The sequence below is a fragment of the Mycobacterium sp. C31M genome (assembly GCF_053345865.1).
This window is the reverse complement of the sequence record NZ_JBKFAX010000004.1, coordinates 101,574-119,324: the sequence shown is the minus strand read 5'-3', so window position 1 is coordinate 119,324 and position 17,751 is coordinate 101,574. Positions and strand designations below refer to the sequence as shown.

The following is a 17,751-nucleotide window of genomic DNA, read 5'->3' as shown; positions in this document are numbered from 1 at the left end:
TTCCCTGGAGGACGACACGCCGCCGCCCAAGCCGATGAGTTGCAGTCGCCGACGGCGAGAGTCGACCACCCTCAACACCAAATCCTTTGGTCCACAAGCATTCTCGTTAGGAGAGATAGTCGACCCACTAACCCTGGAGCGCATCCTGCCGCTGGTAGCTGATCTCGGAAAGCCGGCCGTCGGACTCGACGGCAGTCGCGGCCGCGATGTAGTCCTTCGCCCAGGCCCAGTCCAAAATGAAGATGACGTTGTCGTCATCGTCCATGAACTCAAGGGCGCCATAGAGGTGGCTGTAGATGATGGTTTCGACGTCGACGTTCGTCGCCTCGTGCAGGACGCCCAGCGGCTCGTAGGCGAAGCCACCCTCCTTGACGACGCCGGCGCGATACTTCAGCTCACCCTTCAGCACGTACATGTCGATGGCGCCCTTGTGGAAGTGTCGGGTGAACACCGATCCCGGCTCCATCTTCAACAGGCAGGTCCACGCGCCCGTCTCCTCGCTCACCCGAAGAACCTTGATCGACATTCCCGGGCCGTACTCCTGCCACGGCAGCTCATTGGCTTGAATGAGCAAATCCTGCGCCTGGCCAATAGTCATGATCTAACCCCTTTCGAAGGCGTGACCTCTAGCTAATGTACGGCCATATCTCGGGGAGTGTCAATGGTCCTGGAAATACAATATATTAAGGTCCCGCGGCCGGCGAGGTTACCCGAGGGCCCAACTTTGTACGGCCCATTAACTCGAACAGGCCGTTCTCTCGGCTACGCCTCTCGACACCTACATGTTTCAAAGCCCGCGAAGCAGCGCCCCGAGGCAGGCCCGCGAATTTGACACAGCGTGTCCCTGGGATTCTGCTGTGCGATCTAGCGATTCTGATACACTATATTCGATAATGTAGCCGCAAAATGGACAAGTCGCTGCATCGGCGCAACGCTCTCGTTCGCGGATCACACATTATGCGCCGTTCTGACTTTGGACCGCCTTAGGAGATCACAGATGGTCCGAGTTTCGCCGCCCGGCACCGGAGCCGATCAGCACCAGCAGCTTCCCCAGGAGGTTGCCGCTTATCTTCGCGAACTCATTCTGTCGGGTCAGATCAAACAGGGCGAATTCCTGCGCCTGGAACCGATCTCAGCCGCACTCGGGGTGAGCAATACACCGGTCCGCGAGGGTCTGCTCATCCTACGGGGCGAGGGTCTGGTCGAACAGCTGCCTCGACGAGGGTTCGTGGTGGCCGCGTTCTCCCGGCAGGACGTCAAGGATCTCTTCTGGGTGCAAGCCCTGATCGCCGGCAAGCTGGCGGCCCGCGCCGCGAAGCGAATCAGCGACGCTGACATCGAGCGCCTCGAGCAACTGAATGCCGATCACCGACGCGCGGTGAAGGCCGGCGACGCCGCCACCCTGGAACGACTCGGGCACGAGTTCCACCGGCTGATCAACAGGTCGGCCGACTCGCATCGCCTGGCCATGCTGCTGGGCACCATCGTGCGCTACCTCCCGAACCGTTTCTACGCAGCCTTCTCCGACCAGGTCGACGCCACCGTGGACATCCATCCGGAGATCGTCGACGCCCTCCGCACCCGGGACGCCCGCTCGGCCCGCATCCTGATGCGGGACCACATCTTGCAGGAGGGCGAATTCGTGGTGCAGAACCTGGACAAGCTCGGCACCTTCGCCGCCGCCAAGCGGACGACGAACGGCACCGCCGACCTCGCGCGGGACTAGCACAGAGCCCCTCACCTTCGGTTGGAGGCGAGCAGACTGAACCGCGTGAGCAGTCCCAGCGCTCGGACGCCGCGCAGCGGATCCGAGTAGGTCGGGATACCGAGCGCCAGCAGATCGCTGCGTGCCTCGCCCGAGCCGCCCGTCCAGGCGACCACGAACGGTTTGTCGGTGCGCTGCCAGGCCCTGTGCACCGTCTCGATCACCCGAGGTGCCGCCTTGTCGGCATTACCCAGGACCAGGAGCACCATGTCAGTCTCGTCGGCGGCACACGCCACGTCGAGGGCAGCGTCAAGGATGCCGACGTCGTTGATCATGGCGCCAGTGATATCCACCGGATTCAATGTGGATGCAAAGTACGGCAATCGGTCCGCAAGTTTGTCTCGCGGGACCTCGCCCCACCCTTCCACCACGAGACCGACGTCGGTTGCCGCATCCGCGGCGAGTGCTCCGGCCCCGCCGCTGAGGGTGACGATGCTGACCCTGCGCCCCCTCGGCCGCCGGCCGGCGGCGAAGATGAGGGCGGTATCGGCCATCTCCTCCATCCCGGCGACCCGAATTGCGCCATGCCGCTGGAGAATTGCGTCGAACTCGGCATCGTCTCCGCCCGGGCTGGCGGTATGCGCGGCGATGGCGCGGCGTCCTACGGCGGTTCGGCCGGCCTTGAGGACGATGAACGGTTTGTTCGCGGCGACAGCGCGGCTCGCGAGATCGTCCAATGCCGCCGGATCACGGAAGCCCTCCATATGGCATAGGAGAACCTCGATGTCGTCGGCGTCGACCAGCGCGGTGAGCACCTCGACGGCGGTGACATCTGCCTCGTTGCCGGTGTTGACGAAGTAGCGCACACCCAGTCGGTAGTCCGTCATCGCGCTGTAGGTGAAGGTGCCGACGGCGCCACTCTGGGAGGCGAAGGCGATAGGGCTGTCGGGGCGGCGGCCCTCAACGTCGAAGGCGGTCGAGAAGGTCGCGAACGCCCGGTGCGGTTCGGAGAACGCGCCCAGGCAGTTCGGCCCCAGCAGTCGCATGCCGCCCTCCCCGGCTGCGCTTGCGATCTGCCGCTGCAGCTGTTCCCGGTCTGCGCTTTCCGCGAACCCGGACGCGAAGACGATCGCGGCACCGACACCGCGCTCCGCGCAGGCGGCGATCGCGTCGGGCACTGCTTCGGCCGGCACCACGATGACGGCCAGATCGATCTCACCGGAAATCTCGTTCACCGAGCGGTAGGACGGGACACCCTGCACGACGTCTCGGCGTGGGTTCACCGCGAGGATCCGGCCCGGGTAGCCGAACTTCTTGAGGTAGTCGAGCGGGCGCCCGGACAACTTGTCCGGGTCCGACGACGCGCCGTACACGACCACACTGCGGGGCTCGAACAGCAACTCCGGGAGCGACCGAGGCATCGGGTCAGCTCTCTGCCGAGGATGGGTCGGACGCGAGCCCGGTGGGGAAGACAGGCTTCCGACGCTCGCGGTGCGAGCTGACGCCCTCGACGACCTCGGGGCCGCCGAACCCGAGAAACTCCAACCCCAGCGACACGTCGAAGATCGGGCCGCTCTGGCGGTACCACTGGTTCAACGAGTACTTGGTCCATCGGATCGCCTCTTGCGCCCCGCTACTGAGTTCGCCGGCGATCTCGCGTGCCTTCTCGAGCAGTTCCTCCTTGGGAACCGACAGCGAGACCAACCCGGCATCGGCCGCCGCCTGCCCGGAGATCTCCTTGCAGGTGAGCAGCAGATACTTCGCCTTGGGCATCCCACACATCAGCGGCCAGACCACCGCGTGGTCACCGGCCGCGACTCCGAGGCGGGTATGCCCGTCGATGATGCGGGCGTCGTGAGCCGCGATCGAGATGTCCGCCATCAGCGCCACCACCAGGCCCGCGCCCACGGCGGGACCGTGGATCGCCGAGATGATCGGTTTGCTGCAGCCGAGGATGTTGTAGAACAGTTCCCGCGACTCACGCATGATCCGCATGCGGTACCCGTAATCCTCGATCTGGCGGTCGATCAGACCGAAGTCTCCCCCGGCCGAGAAGGCCTTGCCCGCGCCTCGGACGATGACAGCACGCACCTCGGGATCGCGGTCGATGACGGGCCAGATCGCGGGAATGTCCGCGTGGGTCACCTCGGTGACCGCGTTGAGGTTCGGGCCGTCGAAGATCACCTCGAGAACCCCGGGCTGGTTGTTCTCGAACTTCAAGCCGGAAAACTTCTCGCGGTACGTGTTCAGCACGGTGGCTCCTTATCGATGGATATTCGGATCTTGTTGTATGCCATTACTTTTACTGCCTTACAGCAGCGTCGAGTGGCCGCCGTCGACGGGCAGTACCGCACCGGTGACAAAGGAGCCGGCCCGCGAGGCAAGGTAGATGGCCGTGCCGGCCAGGTCGTCGTCCTCCCCGAAGCGGTTCAACGGGATCGGAGCCAGCAGCGGCTTCTCACCCTCTTTCTCGATCGCCCGCTCCAGCATCCGGCTGCGGAACCGGCCCGGCGCAATGGTGTTCACGGTGATCGCCTCGGGTGCCAGCCGGGCGGCGAGGTGGCGGCTCAGGTGATGGACCGCCGCCTTGGAGGACGAATAGGCGTAGGTCTCGTGGTCCGGAACGTGATAGGCGTCGATCGACCCGATGTTGATGATGCGGGCGGGATGGGACGGGTCCGCCGCGGCGTACAGCAGCGGCAGTACGGCCTGGACCAGATAGAAGACACCCTTGACGTTGAGGTCATAGATCTTGTCCCAGCCCGATTCAGGGTAGTCGGCCAGCTTCTCCACCCAGATCGCCCCGGCGTTGTTGACGAGGACATCCAGCTTCGGGACTTCCTGTGCGACCGCGGCGGCCAAGTCCCGGCAACCCTGCACCGTGCCGAGATCGGCTGGTATCGCCTGGCATCGGCCGTGCTGCGCCATCTCCGATGCGACGCCCTCGCACTCATCGGCGTGGCGCGAACAGATGATCACGTGCGCGCCGGCCCGGACGAAGCCTTCGGCGATCGCGCGTCCGATGCCCTTGGTCCCGCCGGTCACCAGAACTGTGCGACCGGAGACGTCGAACAGGTCGCCGGGCACTCCCGATCGCTGCGTCACCGCTGCGTCCCCGCCAGGTACTCGCCGGTGATCTCGCCCAGACAGATGGCTTCGGTGATCGACGCACCCGATGTCGGATAGAGCAGACCCACCGCCTGGCCCATCTCGCCCGCGCTGAACAGGCCGGGAATGGGTTCGCCGGTGACATGCAGCACCCGGCCGAGCACATCGCGCCGCGGACCACCGGTGGTGTACGGGCCTCCGCAGTACAGCGGGAGGCAGTAGTACGGCGGCTGGTCCAACGGGATCATGGTTTCGGGTGGACGCCCGACCGGATCCGTTGTCCCAGCAGCGATCGCATCGTTGTAGGCGGCGACGGCAGCGTCCACGGCGCGACCGTCAGCGATGCCGGCCGCCTCGGCCGCCGCACCCGGGGTGGTCCCGCTCGCAATCCAGCCGGCATCGATCTCGGCCCGGTTGTCCATGCTCCAGTCGTAGATCCCGAACGCCGATGCGCCGCGGTCGTGATAGGTGATCGGACCGGCGGAGCGCCGTCGCTCGTCGAAGATCAGATAGGAGGGTGAGCGAGTGTAGCCCACTCGGTCCTGGTCGAACTGCTCCATCTGGTAGTAGAACGCGTGGCTCTGCTGCGCCAGGTCGTACTCATCCCAGTACCGGTTACCCGATTGATCGCAGAGCACATAACCGCCGCCGTGCAGGATGACCATGAAGCCCATCTCCTGGCCATCTTCAAGGGTGAAGGCAGCGATCCCCCGGCCGACCATCCGGTTCATGTGCACCAGATCGGCGCCTGCCGACATGGCGAGCTTGATGCCACTGCCGTCGTTGCCGGGGTTTCCGTAGAACTTGGTGTTGGGCACGGAGAGGAACTGGCGGATCATCTCGGGGTTCGCGCCGAACCCACCGGCGGCCAACACAACTCCGCGGCGCGCCAGGATCTGTGACCCACCGACATCGACACCGCGCACCCGGCCCGGCGTCCCGGCGTCCTGGATGAGCGTGGTGGGTGCGGTACCCCAGGAGATCTCGATTTCCTCCTTCAGCAAGGCGTGCATGAGACCGCGATAGATGGCCTCACCGGCGGTGACCTTGCCGGTGGCTTTCATCTGATGGCCCGCCCCGGCGAAGGGAGCGGGCAGCGTGGTGTACGCCTGGCCGGCCCGGACCGACGATGATCCTGCGACATTGGGGAATTCGGCCCAGGTCGGCGCACCGCCACGACCGCGACTCAGTCCCCATGTCTCGGGATCGGCGAGCTCCAGTGAGACGCCGAGGTCCTCCAGCCACTTCTCGACGTGCACAGCCCGTTCGGCCCACGGCTCGAAGAGTGCCTCATCGACGATCCCACCGCTGCAGCCCGCGAGATAGTCACGGCCACCGGCCGCGTCGGTGAAGGTCATCACCCACCCGCCGGACATGCGTACGTTGGGTGTGTGTCGCTCAGGGGTCTGCTTCTCGAGAACGAGGACCTCCGCCCCGCCCCGGTGGGCGGCAAGGGCCACTGCGGCACCGGCTACCCCGGCACCCACAACGACAACGTCAACTTCTCGATCGGCCACCGCGAAACCTCTTCATCTCGACGTGCAGCAGAGTGCACATGATCATCAGACCCGCACGATTATATATTATACGAGATATGACGGCCCCGCGGGTGCCGTTCCCACTGCTTGACGATCGCCTCGACGTCGCTGGGCGTCCTCGACGAGGGTTGCGGCCGCCGTGAGGGTGTCCTGTCGAACCGCGGGGCGGGCGCCGGGTGCAGGACGCCTTCCACGTCTTCGTAGAGCCCGCGTGCCTCGTTGTGCCGGTCCGCGGCGACCTCGTCGTACGTGAGAACCGGGCTGACACACGCGTCGGTGCCGTCGTAGATCCGGAGCCACTCGTCGCGGGATCGCGTGACCATCACCTCGGCGATAGCAGCACTCAGGTCCGGCCACGCGGCAGGTTCATTCCGGTCGGGAAAGCCGGCGACGTCGACCCCGAGGCCGTCCAGGAAGGCCGCGTAGAACTGCGGTTCCAGTGCCCCGACTGCCAGATACCGGCCGTCAGCGCACTCATACGCGCGGTAATGGGGAGCGCCGCCGGCAAGGAAGCTACTGCCCGGGACGTCACCGAAAAGCCCAGCGGCACGCAAACCCTGGAGCTTGGCGCCGAATATCGCAACACTGTCGATCATCGCCGCGTCCACAACCTGGCCGATCCCGGTCATGCGGGCCTGCAGCACGGCGGCCACGATGCCGAGCGCCGCCACGGCGCCTCCGCCGTAGTCCCCGAGGAGATTCAGCGGCGGCACCGGCGGACCGTCGGCAGGCCGGAGCATGTGCAGGACACCGGACTGGGCGACGTAGTTGATGTCGTGGCCGGCCTTGCGCATCAACGCGCCGTCTTGCCCGTATCCCGTCAGCCGTGCCACGACCAGGCCCGGGTTCGCACGGTGCAGGACCTCCGGCCCGACGCCCATCCGCTCGATGACACCGGGCCGGAATCCCTCGATGAACACGTCCGCCTGGGCGGCGAGTCGCAGCACCTGTTCTACGCCCGCAGCCGATTTCAGATCTACCACGACGAACTGGGTACCGCGGTTCACCACGTCCTGTTCGGGCGGTGGCGAATACCGAGAACCGGTATCGCCCGGCTTCACCACCCGGACGACATCGGCTCCCATGTCGGCGAGCAGCATGCAGGCGAAAGGGCCCGGGCCCAATCCAGCCAGGGCGACGATCTTCAGTCCGCTCAGTGGGCCAGTCACGGCCTCTAGTATGACTTCGGCAGCCCGAGCACCTTGGTGGAGATGAAGTTGAGCACCATCTCCTGCGAAACCGGCGCGATCTTCAGCAGGCGGGACTCACGCCAGAACCGTTCCACGTGATACTCCTTGGCATAGGAGTATCCGCCGAGTGTCTGCATGGCGCGGTCGCAGGCCTGGAAACCGGCCTCCGTGCCCAGAAACTTCGCGGCATTGGCCTCCGGGCCGCAGGATTCGCCGGCGTCGAACAGTGCCGCGGCCTTCATCGCCATCTGCTCCGCGGCCATCAGCCGGATCCAGGAATCGGCCAGTGGGTGGGCGACCGCCTGGTTCTTGCCGATCGGCCGATCGAAGATGACCCGCTCGTTGGCGTACTTCGTGGCGATCTCCAAGGCGGCACGGCCGAGTCCGACCTGCTCCGCAGCCACGACGATGCGTTCCGGGTTGAGCCCGTCGAGCAGGTAGTAGAAGCCTTTGCCGACCTCACCGACGACCTCGTCGTCGGACACCTCGAGGTTGTCGATGAACAGTTCATTCGAGTCGATCGCCGACCGGCCGAGTTTCTCGATCTCGCGCACCGTGATTCGCTCGCGATCGAAGTTGGCGAAGAACAGAGTCATGCCGTCCATCGGGCGCTCCTCGGACCGCGGCGAGGTCCGTGCCAGCACCAGGATGCGCTTGGCGTTCTGGGCGTTGGTGATCCACGTCTTCTGCCCGTTGATAACCCAACCACCGTCTTTCCTGGTCGCCTTGGTGGTGATCCGGGAGGTGTCGACCCCCGCGTTGGGTTCGGTGACGCCGAAGGCCATCAGCAACTTGCCGGCAGCGATCTCCGGGAGGTACTTGCGCTTCATCTCCTCCGAGCCATGCCGGATGATGGGGCCGGGTGGGAAGATGTAGAAGTGGACGGCCGACGCACCGGAGGTGCCGGCCCCCGATGCGGCGACTTCGTGCAGCATGATCGCGGATTCGGTCAGCCCCAGGCCCAAACCACCGTATTCCGTCGGCACCATGGCGCCGAGCCAGCCGCCTTCGGCGAAGGCGTTGACGAATTCCCACGGGTAGGCGTGGTTCTTGTCCTTGTCCCGCCAGTACTCCAGGTCGAATCTGCGCGCTAGGTCGCCGGCGCTCTTGCGGATCAGCTCGAGGTCACCCGGGTCGGTCATGACGTGCCTGCTTTCTCATAGGTTGGAATATCGTCGATCGGTATGGACGGGTCGAGGGCCGAGAGATCGGCCTGTTCTTCCCCGAGATGTCGCGACCGGATGACGCGACGCATGATTTTTCCGTTCTTCGTCTTCGGGAGGCCCCGCACGACGTGCAGTGTCGGTGCGAACGACTTGCCGACATTCTGGATTGCCTGCTCGGACAACGCTCCTGCTGTCACGCTGTCGTCGCGAGGGACCACGAAGGCCACGAGCCGCTGTCCCCGCAGTTCGTCCGGCATGCCGATCACGGCGGCCTCGACGATCCGCGGGTCACGCAGCAGTGCAGCCTCGACCTCGGCAGGCCCGATTCGCCGGCCTGAGACCTTGATCGTGTCGTCGGAGCGTCCGTGCACGCGCCAGGTGCCATCAGGATCGATGCTGGCCAGGTCGCCGTGCACCCAGATGCCATCCCATCGGGACCAGTACGTTTTCAGGTAACGGTCGGTGTCCCGCCAGAACGCGTGGGTCATACCCGGCCAGGTATTGCGCACGGCGAGTTCCCCGACCTCGCCGGTCACCGGTCGGCCGTTGTCGTCCAGCACCGCAACGTCCATACCGGGCAGCGGGCCGTTGAAGCTCGATGCGGTAGCCGGGAGAAAGGGGTAGCTGACCAGGATTCCGCCGCCGGTCTCGGTCCCGCCGCTGTAGTTGACGATCGGCCGGCGCCCACCACCGACCTCGTCGAACAGCCAGCGCCAGGTGATGTCGTCCCAGGCCTCGCCCGTCGACCCGAACGCGCGTACCGACGTCAACGGACGGGCAGGCACGGCGCCGATCCTCTTGAGCAGGCGCGCCGCGGTCGGGGCGATGCCGAGGAAGGTCACCCCGTGCCGCTCGGCGAGGTCCCACAACCGGGTCGGTTCGGGATGGTCAGGAACGCCCTCTACCAGCACGATCGTCGCGCCGAGTTGCAGGCCACCCATGATGAGCAACGGGCCGAGCATCCACCCCATGTCTGCCGTCCACGCGATCACGTCGTCGGGGTGGATATCGAATCCGTAGGCGAAGTCGACAGCCGCCTTGACGGCGAATCCCGCGTGCGAGTGCACGATCCCCTTCGGCGCGCCGGTCGTACCCGAGGTGTAGATGATCGTCAGTGCTTCGTTGCTCTCTACATCGACGACCGGGACCGGCGGCAGGCTGGAATCCAGGTCGTGCCAATAGACGTCACGGTCCGCCCGCATCTCTACCGGGTCTTGGGTGTGAGCCACCACCACGCAAAGGTCGACGGCCGGTGCGGCTCGCATCGCCTCATCGGCGACCTGCTTGAGCCGCACGGTTTTTCCACGCCGTGTCGTCGTGTCGGCCGTCACCATGGCTTTGGCTTCGGACTGTTGCAACCGGATCGCGAGCGCCTCCGCGCCGTAGCCGGTGAACGCCGGCACCGAGATCGCACCTATCGCCGCGCAGGCCAGGAACGCGACGACGGCTTCGGGGACGACCGGGAGGAACAACACCACCCGGTCTCCGGCCCCGATGTCGCGGGCGATCAGGTTGGCGGCCAAGCGGGTCACTTCTTCGTCGAGTTCGGCATACGTGAGTTGGCGGCTGCGGCCGTCGTCGCCCTCGAAGACCACCGCCGGCTTTCCGGCGTATTCGCCCGCCGCATGCCGATGGCAGCACAGGTCGAACACGTTCAACCGTCCACCCACGAACCATTGCGGCAATGCGGTGCCGGCGGAGGCGTCCCGTACCGCCTGGAACGGTGCTGTGAATCCGATGTCCAAGTCGTCCACCACGGCTCGCCAGAACCAGTCGGCATCGTCGACCGACGCGCGATGCAGCGCTTCAAGGGACGGGAACCCCCAGGAGCGCATCGCGGCAAGGAGCCGACTGCGCTCCAGTTGAGCCTGTTCGGGGATCCATTCGGGATCCTGCGGAACGGCAAACATTCCGGCTCCCCACCGTGGGCATGTCGACGACATTTGTCGGGTGTGAATCAGGGCTTCTTGAGCATGAGACCCGCACGTGCACAATCACATACGATCTCGTCACGCTGGTTGATGCCGTAATGCCGAAAGAACACTATTCCAGAATCGTTGCGGCTCTTCGATTCCCGTTTTCCAGTGATCTCGGTGCGCACGCGAATCGTGTCGCCGTGGAATACCGGCTTGGGGAACTTGACCTCTTCGAACCCCAGGTTCCCTAGTGTCGTTCCCTGTGTTGTGTCCGGGACGGTGATCCCGGTGACCAAGCCCAGGATGAACAAGCTGTTCACCAGGCGCTGGCCATAGATGCTGTCCTTGGCATACTCGGCATCAAGATGCAGCGGTGCGAGGTTGAGCGTCATCGAACAAAACAGAATGTTGTCGGTCTCGGTCACCGTTCGGCGCGACGCGTGTTCGATCACCAAACCGGTTTCGAACTCTTCGAAATAGAGGCCGGGCATAACGTCCTTTCAGCTGCCGATAGCCGACAGAGTGGCGGATTGGTCGAGTTGGTCGCGGAAGGCCAACACCTGCCGCGCGGTCTTGATGTGCGCGTAGTCGATGTGCATGCCCTCGTAGACAATTGCCGCGCGCCCGTCGCGCTCGGCTTCGACGAACGCATCGACCATGCCCTCGTAGAACTTGACTTCGAACGGCGTGGGACTGAAGACCTCGTTGGCGATCGCGACGTGTGAGGGATGGATGAGGACCTGGCCGCGGAAACCGAGATCGCGGTTGTACTCGGCGAAGCGACGGGCACCCTCGATATCGGTCAGGTCCTGCCAGACCCCGACGAGCGGGAATTCGAGCCCGTTGGCCCGCGCGGCGAGCACGGCGCGACTGCGCAGGTACAGCGTCTCCTGCCCCTCGGGTGTGAATCGGAAGCCGATGGAACGGGACACGTCGGCGTCACGCGCGGTCCCGGCGAACAGCGTGGCGACGCGAGGGGACGCGGCCGCGATCTGTTCGCATGTCGCGTACGACTCGGCTGTTTCCAGATTGCAGATGAACTCTGCCGATCCGGCTTCCAGGCCGCCGCGCGCCTCGAAGTGTGTCAGCAACGCGTCGTAGCGGATGATGTCGGCGGGACCCGAAAGCTTCGGCAGTGCAAGCCCATTCAGACCGGGCCGGGCAACGGCTTCGATATCATCGCCGCTCAGGCCGGTGTCGAGCGGGTTGATCCGGACGTATACGGCAACCGGCGAACCCTGCTCGGTCAGCCGACTGATCGACCGCGCCACCTCCGTCCGAGCTTCGGCCTTGAGGCCATCGGGCACCGAATCCTCGAGATCCAAGATGATTCCGTCGACGCCACTGGCGACGGCCTTGTCCACCCATCCGGGCCGGTGACCGGGAACGAAAAGTAGGGACCTGAGCGGTTTCATAGGGGTTACCTCCTTCCAAGATAAAACATTATATATCATGCGGCTTTCTGGCAAGATGTACCACGTCACAGCCGCCACGGACCCTGCATTACTTTCTGCGTTCGCCATCTCCCCCTCTCCCGAAGGGATCCCTTGCCCGCAGCGCACATCAGATCTCGATGTACCATAATATATTATCGAAGGTGCACCATGGGCGGAGGAAGATTCGAATGAAGATCAGCGTCGACTGGACAGCGTGCGAGAGTCACGCGCTGTGTATGGGCGCCGCCCCGGAGGTCTTTGAGGTCGGGGACGACGACACGCTCACCGTGCTCCAGGAGCAGCCTTCCGAGGAGCTACGGGAGAAGGTGATGAAGGCTCGCGGCATGTGCCCCGTGCAGGCGATCACGGTCACGGCCTGAACCGGCTGCAGCCGAGATCCGGCAACTACAGCCAGATGTCGGCCGCGATCTTGACGACCAACTTCGCGGTCCGGCCGGCCGGTCGGGCCGCCGACCGAGAGCTCGACTGGTTCGCCCGCTGCACTGACGAACACTCGGTCGATACGCAGGATCGGCCTGCCCAGTTCGCAGCCGAGAACCTCGACTATCCGATCATCGACCGCGATGGCCGATATCATCTGCCGAGCTTCGGCGATGGGATCCGCAAGCCGGTTCTCCAAGAGGCCGATTTACAGTCAGCGGCTTGGGAGTTTCCAGCTCGACGAATTCAGGGCAGCGACGCTACCGCAGGAGAAAGGCTCACGGTAGTCCGACCGAACGGTATACCTTGATGCGATCGCACATAGCTCACGGTGTGGACAATGTCGTTGTCCAGCCCGAGGCGCGCCGCCGCTTCTACGTCGACCTTCCGCCCGAGCGGACGCACGATTTCGACCGTTGTATCGGCGGCCAAGCCCATGAGGTCTTCCCGGGAGCCGAACAGTGGTAGGTATTTCAGCTCGGTATCCGCCACGAACGTGCCACGCCCGGGAATCCGAGCGACAAGCCTTCGGGTGACCAGCTCCAGATAGGCTCGACGGACTGTTTGACGGCTGAGGCTGTGTTCCGACGCAAGGGTGGCTTCGGTGGGTAGTTGTCGCGTGCGTGAGTATTCCTGAAGGCGGATCGCGGCCCGCAGTTCGTCTGCGAGGACCGGGTAAGCAGCCCACTTGCCGCGCGAAGCAGATGGCCCACTTGCCGCGCGATCGCGGGAGGTGCTGGAACTGTTCGACGTCACGCGGAGCTGGCCCTCGCTCATTTCGCAGGTTAGCGCAGACGAACTAGCCTACCGAGGGCGATCATGAGCGAGTACGACACCGCGCGACGAGTTGAGCAGCGATGACGTTGCGTTGTATCTCGTTGGTCCCCTCCCCGACGATCATCAGCGGGGCGTCCCTGAAGTAACGCTCCACGTCGTACTCGGTGGAGTATCCATAGCCGCCGTGAATGCGGACCGCGTTGAGCGCGATCTCCATACCCACCTCCGAGGCGAACAGCTTGGCCATCCCCGCTTCCATGTCAACCCGCGCGCCGCTGTCATAGAGTTCGGCCGCGTACATCGTCAATTGACGCGCTGCCGTCAATTTCGTGGCCATGTCCGCCAGGTAGTTCCCGACCGATTGGTGCTTCCAGATCGGCTTGCCGAAGCTCTCGCGCTCCTGGGCGTAGGCCAGCGAGTCATCGAACGCCGCCTGCGCCACGCCGAGCGCTCGTGCCGCCACCTGGATGCGACCGGTCTCCAACCCCTTCATCATCTGGCCGAAGCCCTTGCCCTCCACGGCGCCCAACACCGACGAAATCGGCGCCCGGTAATTGTCGAATGCCAGTTCACAAGCCTCGACACCCTTATAGCCGAGCTTGGACAGGTCGCGGGACACTGTGAGCCCCGGACCGTGTTCGACCAGCAGCACCGATATCCCCTGGTGCGCCGGCGAAGCGGTCGGATCGGTCTTGCAGAGGAGGGCGATCAGCTGCGAACGGCGGGCGTTGCTGATCCACGTCTTCGAACCGGTGACGACGAACTCCTCACCGTCCTTCGTGGCAGTTGTGCGCATGGCCTGCAGGTCGGAGCCGCCGCCCGGCTCCGTCAGTGCCATCGTTGCACGAATCTCGCCGGTGGCCATCTTGGGCAGATAGCGCTGCTTCTGCTCCTCTGTGCCGAACTGCGACAACAGCTTTGCGACGACGGTGTGGCCGCCCATCGCGCCGGCCAAGCTCATCCAGCCCCGAGCAAGCTCGGCGGTGACCTCCACGTAACACGGCATGGACACCGGTGCGCTTCCGTACTCTTCGCCGATCGCCAGTCCGTAGATGCCGAGTTCCTTCATCTCCTCGATGAGGCGCTCGGGGTACTCATTGGCGTGTTCCATCTGCTGCACAACCGGTTTGACCTCACTGTTGACCCAGTCGTGCACCACCTTCACCAGCATCTGTTCTTCGTTGTTCAACACTGTCATCGTGCTGCCTTTCCTCTGTCACGTAACGATGTCTGTGCGGTCAGAGCGCGCCGGCGGCGCGCAGGTCGGCGATGGCGTCCCCGGAGTAACCGAGCTCGGCGAGGATGGCGTCGGTGTGCTGGCCGATCGCCGGCACCGGATCCATCCGCGCCTCGACACCGCCGAGGGTCACTGGCGGGATCAGAGCCCGGATCTCACCGCCTGGACACCCGACTGTCGTCCAGCGCCCGCGTGACGACAGTGCGGGATGCTCGGTGAATTCCTGCATGGAATTCACTCGTGCGTGGGCGATCGATGCTTTCTCCAATACGGCGGATGCCTCGGCGGTCGAAAGCTCGGCGAAACGCCGGGCGACCGCAGCGTTCAACTTGGCCCGGTTCGCGCAACGCCGGGCGTTGGTCGAGAACGATTCGCATGTCGTCAGCTGCGGATCGGCCATGACCTCCTGGCAGAATGCCTTCCACTCGCGGGGACTCTGCACGGACAGGACGATCGTGTGTCCCTCGGCCGTGGTGAATGGGCCATATGGGGCGATGCTGGCGTGCTCTGCGCCGACTCGCTGCGGAGCGACGCCGCCATACATGGTGTAGTACGCCGGATTGCCCATCCATTCGGCCAGCGCCTCGAAGAGGGTCACCTCGAGTGGCAGTGCCACACCGGTATTGGCCCGGTGCAGCAGGGCGGTCAGGATACCCGAGTAGGCGTACATTCCCGCGGCGATGTCCGCCACCGAGATCCCAACCCGGACACCGCGTTCGAGCTCCCCGGTGATCGACATCAGGCCGGCCTCGGCTTGGACGAGCATGTCGTAGGCCTTGCGGTGAGCACAGTCACCGGTGGTACCGAAACCGGAGATGGTGGCATGCACCAGCTGCGGATAACTTCCGGCAAGGGTCACCGAGTCCAGGCCGAGCCGAGTCATCGCACCCGGACCCAGGTTGTTGAGCAGGACGTCGGCATCAGCAAGCAGCTTGTGGAGGATTTCTGAGCCCGCGGAACTCTTGACGTCAAGTGTCAATGACTCCTTCGACCGGTTCAGCCAGACGAAGTAGCTCGACTCGCCGAGGACTGTCTCGTCGTAGTTACGCGCGAAATCGCCTCCATCAGGACGCTCGATCTTGATCACCCGCGCGCCGAGATCTGCGAGCTGGCGACTTGCGAACGGAGCAGCGACCGCCTGCTCCAAACTCACGACGGTGATGCCGGCGAGCGGTTGCATCAGGATGGACTCCCCATGGTCAGGTGTTTAAATGTACGGCCAATTGACTCTACTACATGAGCGAGATGCCTGCGACAGGCAATAAGTCCTACGTCACTTGCGTATTCAGCGCGGATATTTGGCCGTATCATTCTTGCGAATTGTTCAGCGGACAACCTCTTGGAGCAGCATGACAGTCGTGACCACCCGTGTGCGTGGGCCTTATTTTGACGAACTCAAGGTCGGCTTGGTGTTCGCGGATTCTCCTGCGGTCACCCTTACGGAAGGCCTGGTGGCGTCCCACCGCGCAATCGTCGGCAACCGGCTCCGGCTGTTCCTGGACGACACGCTCGCGGAAGAGGTGACCGGACGCAAGCGTTTGGTCCCGCCGGCCGTGGTGTGGGATACGTCCATCGGCCAATCGACGACGGTGACCCAACACGTCAAGGCCAACCTGTTCTACCGTGGTTTGGCATTTCGGCGATACCCGGTGATCGGTGACACCCTCTCCACGGTCACCACCGTCGACGGACTCAAGGCGAACACTCGCCGTGCCGACAGGCAACCGACGGGACTGGCCGCGCTGCACATCGTGACCACCGACCAAGACGGCCGTGTTGTGTTGGAATACTGGCGCTGCGCGATGCTGCCGATGTCCTCGGGCGACGCCCCCGCGGCACCGCGCGACGACCTCGCCGCCATCGGCCGTCAGTCAGCGCTCGCCGACCTGACAGCGGGTATCTCCGACTGGAATCTCAGCCGTTTCAAAGACCTCGTGTCCGGCCCACACTTCGCGGATCTACACGAGGGGCAGTCCTGGATTGTCGAAGGGGCCGAAGTGGTCTCGTCGGCCCCGGAGTTGGCTCGGCTGACCGGCAACCTCGCGAAAGTCCATCACGACGCGGCCGCAGCGGGCGGTGCCCGTCTGGTCTACGGCGGCCACACGATCGGCCTGGCCCTGAATCAAACGGTCCGCGCCCTGCCGGCAATGGTGACAGTCAGCGGCTGGGCCGGTTGCGATCATGTCGGCCCGGTGCACGAAGACGACAGCATCACCTCGGTGGTCACCGTCCAGGGACTGGATCCCCTTCCGAACGGGGGTGGACTGGCCCGTCTGCGGGTGACGGCCGACGCGAACTCCGGCGGCGGAGCAGAACAACCGGTGCTGGACTGGACCTTCAGCGCGGTCCTGGCATGAGCCGGCACTCAGCGGCCCTGCACGCGCGGAGCTTGCTCTTTGTACCCGGCGACCGGGCCGACCGCTTCGGCAAGGCTGTTGCCGCCGGGGCCGATCAGGTGATCCTGGATCTGGAAGACGCCGTCGCGCCGGCTGCCAAAGAACAAGCATTGGCGCACGTGATCGGCTGGCTGTCCACCGGCGGGCGCGCAGCTGTGCGGATCAACGGAGTCGGCAGTTACCGGCACACCGCCGAACTGGAAGCCCTGTGTGCGGTCGATGCCACGCTCGTCTTGCCCAAGGCCGAGTCCGCTGACGCGGTTGCAGGCGTAGCTGACCGCCTCTGCTCCGAGGCACGGATCATCGCCTTGATCGAGACTCCTCGCGGTATACAGGCGGCCCACGAAATCGCCGCTGTGCCGAAGGTGGTCCGTCTGGCCCTCGGCAACGTCGATCTGTCGACCGAACTCGGGGTCGACCCCGCCTCGCGCGCCGCGCTCGCGTATGCACGGGGACGGCTCGTCATGGCCGCCGCTGCAGCCGGGATGTCAGGTCCGATCGATGGCGTCACGACATCTCTGGACTCGGCAGACATCATCGCCGACTCGGCCTACGGCCGCGAACTGGGCTTCACCGGCAAACTCTGTATCCATCCCCGTCAAGTACCGGTCGTCAACCAGCACTTCTCACCGAGTGAATCCGAGTTCGGTTGGGCGCAGCGCGTTCTCGCGGCCGCGCGCGCCGGCGGAGCTGTCGCCGTGGTCGACGGAAAGATGATCGACAAGCCGGTTGTCGATCGCGCCGAGCGAGTCGTTGCGGCCTACCAACGCATCACGAAGATCGAGGCCCCAGCGGGTACCTGATCGTCCGCGAATCTGCCATCAGCCACCTCCGGAGCGAG

General features: G+C 64.7%; 17 protein-coding genes and 1 pseudogene. 4 read left to right on the top strand and 14 right to left on the bottom strand.

The genetic code is table 11. From position 1 onward, the window contains the following. Nucleotides 1-127: 127 nt before the first annotated feature. The gene (locus ACLBYA_RS07645; RefSeq protein ID WP_447708777.1) at nucleotides 128-598 is read right to left on the bottom strand and encodes a 2,4'-dihydroxyacetophenone dioxygenase family protein; all 471 of its coding nucleotides are present in this window, start codon (nucleotides 596-598) and stop codon (nucleotides 128-130) included. Nucleotides 599-997: 399 nt separating this feature from the next. Between ACLBYA_RS07645 and ACLBYA_RS07640 the strand changes: the two genes are divergently transcribed. Beyond that, nucleotides 998-1,726, top strand: coding sequence for a GntR family transcriptional regulator (locus tag ACLBYA_RS07640; protein ID WP_447708776.1), 729 nt, complete (start codon nucleotides 998-1,000; stop codon nucleotides 1,724-1,726). A gap of 11 nt (nucleotides 1,727-1,737) precedes the next feature. Here the strand turns inward: ACLBYA_RS07640 and ACLBYA_RS07635 are convergent, their stop codons facing one another. From ACLBYA_RS07635 to ACLBYA_RS07595, 9 genes are read right to left on the bottom strand one after another with little or no spacing between them, the layout of a single operon-like run. After that, nucleotides 1,738-3,126: a CoA-binding protein gene (locus ACLBYA_RS07635; RefSeq protein WP_447708775.1), complete on the bottom strand. Its 1,389-nt coding sequence runs from the start codon at nucleotides 3,124-3,126 to the stop codon at nucleotides 1,738-1,740. 4 nt (nucleotides 3,127-3,130) lie between these two features. Beyond that, nucleotides 3,131-3,955: an enoyl-CoA hydratase/isomerase family protein gene (locus ACLBYA_RS07630; protein ID WP_447709069.1), complete on the bottom strand. Its 825-nt coding sequence runs from the start codon at nucleotides 3,953-3,955 to the stop codon at nucleotides 3,131-3,133. Between the two features lie 60 nt (nucleotides 3,956-4,015). Beyond that, nucleotides 4,016-4,810, bottom strand: coding sequence for an SDR family oxidoreductase (locus ACLBYA_RS07625; RefSeq protein WP_447708774.1), 795 nt, complete (start codon nucleotides 4,808-4,810; stop codon nucleotides 4,016-4,018). Next, nucleotides 4,807-6,330, bottom strand: a complete 1,524-nt coding sequence (locus ACLBYA_RS07620; RefSeq protein WP_447708773.1) for an FAD-dependent oxidoreductase — start codon at nucleotides 6,328-6,330, stop codon at nucleotides 4,807-4,809. Before ACLBYA_RS07620 ends, ACLBYA_RS07625 begins: the two co-directional genes overlap by 4 nt. A gap of 59 nt (nucleotides 6,331-6,389) precedes the next feature. After that, entirely contained in the window at nucleotides 6,390-7,520 is a 1,131-nt protein-coding gene (locus ACLBYA_RS07615; protein ID WP_447708772.1) for a CaiB/BaiF CoA transferase family protein, read from the bottom strand. A 5-nt stretch (nucleotides 7,521-7,525) separates the two neighbouring features. Then, nucleotides 7,526-8,683: an acyl-CoA dehydrogenase family protein gene (locus tag ACLBYA_RS07610; RefSeq protein ID WP_447708771.1), complete on the bottom strand. Its 1,158-nt coding sequence runs from the start codon at nucleotides 8,681-8,683 to the stop codon at nucleotides 7,526-7,528. Beyond that, complete coding sequence (locus ACLBYA_RS07605) at nucleotides 8,680-10,617, bottom strand: AMP-binding protein (RefSeq protein WP_447708770.1); 1,938 nt, start codon at nucleotides 10,615-10,617, stop codon at nucleotides 8,680-8,682. Before ACLBYA_RS07605 ends, ACLBYA_RS07610 begins: the two co-directional genes overlap by 4 nt. Nucleotides 10,618-10,664: 47 nt before the next feature. Next, on the bottom strand, nucleotides 10,665-11,114 hold the full coding sequence (locus ACLBYA_RS07600; RefSeq protein ID WP_447708769.1) for a MaoC family dehydratase: 450 nt from the start codon (nucleotides 11,112-11,114) through the stop codon (nucleotides 10,665-10,667). Between the two features lie 9 nt (nucleotides 11,115-11,123). Next, complete coding sequence (locus ACLBYA_RS07595; protein ID WP_447709068.1) at nucleotides 11,124-12,038, bottom strand: HpcH/HpaI aldolase/citrate lyase family protein; 915 nt, start codon at nucleotides 12,036-12,038, stop codon at nucleotides 11,124-11,126. Between the two features lie 209 nt (nucleotides 12,039-12,247). On the opposite strand from ACLBYA_RS07595, the gene ACLBYA_RS07590 reads away from it, so the two are divergent. After that, a complete protein-coding gene (locus ACLBYA_RS07590; RefSeq protein ID WP_447708768.1) occupies nucleotides 12,248-12,439 on the top strand; it encodes a ferredoxin in 192 nt (63 codons plus the stop codon). Between the two features lie 155 nt (nucleotides 12,440-12,594). Here the strand turns inward: ACLBYA_RS07590 and ACLBYA_RS07585 are convergent. The 4 genes and pseudogenes from ACLBYA_RS07585 to ACLBYA_RS07570 all read right to left on the bottom strand — a co-directional run. Next, nucleotides 12,595-12,657 (bottom strand): annotated as a pseudogene (locus ACLBYA_RS07585) (hypothetical protein); the annotation flags it as partial. A gap of 89 nt (nucleotides 12,658-12,746) precedes the next feature. Beyond that, the gene (locus tag ACLBYA_RS07580) at nucleotides 12,747-13,277 is read right to left on the bottom strand and encodes a GntR family transcriptional regulator (protein WP_447708767.1); all 531 of its coding nucleotides are present in this window, start codon (nucleotides 13,275-13,277) and stop codon (nucleotides 12,747-12,749) included. Nucleotides 13,278-13,317: 40 nt separating this feature from the next. Then, nucleotides 13,318-14,475 (bottom strand): acyl-CoA dehydrogenase family protein, encoded by a 1,158-nt coding sequence (locus ACLBYA_RS07575; RefSeq protein ID WP_447708766.1) that lies wholly within the window; start codon nucleotides 14,473-14,475, stop codon nucleotides 13,318-13,320. A 40-nt stretch (nucleotides 14,476-14,515) separates the two neighbouring features. Further along, nucleotides 14,516-15,694 (bottom strand): CaiB/BaiF CoA transferase family protein, encoded by a 1,179-nt coding sequence (locus tag ACLBYA_RS07570; RefSeq protein ID WP_447708765.1) that lies wholly within the window; start codon nucleotides 15,692-15,694, stop codon nucleotides 14,516-14,518. A gap of 169 nt (nucleotides 15,695-15,863) precedes the next feature. Between ACLBYA_RS07570 and ACLBYA_RS07565 the strand changes: the two genes are divergently transcribed. Together ACLBYA_RS07565 and ACLBYA_RS07560 are read left to right on the top strand one after the other, a co-directional pair. Next, a complete protein-coding gene (locus ACLBYA_RS07565) occupies nucleotides 15,864-16,871 on the top strand; it encodes a MaoC family dehydratase (RefSeq protein WP_447709067.1) in 1,008 nt (335 codons plus the stop codon). Next, on the top strand, nucleotides 16,868-17,713 hold the full coding sequence (locus ACLBYA_RS07560; protein ID WP_447708764.1) for an HpcH/HpaI aldolase/citrate lyase family protein: 846 nt from the start codon (nucleotides 16,868-16,870) through the stop codon (nucleotides 17,711-17,713). Before ACLBYA_RS07565 ends, ACLBYA_RS07560 begins: the two co-directional genes overlap by 4 nt. Nucleotides 17,714-17,751 lie beyond the last annotated feature (38 nt).